This window comes from Polaromonas sp. P1_G4, assembly GCF_056405475.1.
Window position 1 is genome coordinate 1 of the sequence record NZ_JBFUCA010000940.1, and the last position, 862, is coordinate 862.

General features: G+C 59.0%; 1 protein-coding gene. It reads right to left on the reverse strand.

Annotated elements, in window-relative coordinates; all coding sequences use genetic code 11:
- On the reverse strand, positions 1 to 646 hold a 646-nt coding region (locus tag AC1D1X_RS24605), incomplete at its 3' end, for a pirin family protein (RefSeq protein ID WP_477699528.1).
- Between the last annotated feature and the right edge of the window lie 216 nt (positions 647 to 862).

The following is an 862-nucleotide window of genomic DNA, read 5'->3' on the forward strand; positions in this document are numbered from 1 at the left end:
GTGTGCCTTCTGCCTGCAGCGCAGCGGCATCGCCGGCCTTCAGCACCTGGCCGTTGACTTCAAGCTGTCCGCGAATCAGGAACACATAGGTCTTGCGCTTCGCGTCGAGCGGCAACGTGGCGGTTTCCGCGCCGTTGAAGAGGCCTGCATAGAGCCTGGCATTGGCATGGATCAGCACCGAGCCCTGGCTGCCGTCGGGCGAAGCCACCAGCCGCAACGTRCCGCGCTTTTCAGCATCGGCAAATGTTTTTTGTTCGTAGCTGGGAGGAATGCCGGTCACATTGGGCTCGATCCAGATCTGCAGGAAATGCGTGGTCTGGCCGTCTGCGTGGTTGAACTCGCTGTGCTGCACACCGGTGCCCGCGCTCATGCGCTGCACATCACCGGGCGGGATGCCCTTGATGTTGCCGATGCTGTCCTTGTGCGCCAACTCACCGCTCAGCACATAGCTGATGATTTCCATGTCCTTGTGGCCGTGGGTGCCGAAGCCGCGGCCGGCGGCAATGCGGTCTTCATTGATGACCCGCAGGTTGCCAAAACCCATGTGGGCCGGGTCGTAATAGCCGGCAAACGAAAAGGAATGAAAAGATTTGAGCCAGCCGTGATCGGCGTAACCGCGTTCGCCGGATGTTCTTAAAGTCATCATGAGGTGCTCCTTTCAAGGTGCGTTGAACTGCGTTGCAATGACTCCAATGTAGGCGCGGGCAGCCCACTTTTCATTGCTGCGTTTTGATGGCATCATTCAAATTATTTGAATGATATTTCCCCCAATGACCAATAACCGGATTCGCGACGCCCTGACCCCGGAGAGCCTCAGCCTGATTGGCGCCGTGCACCGGACCGGCAGCATGGCGGCTGCGGC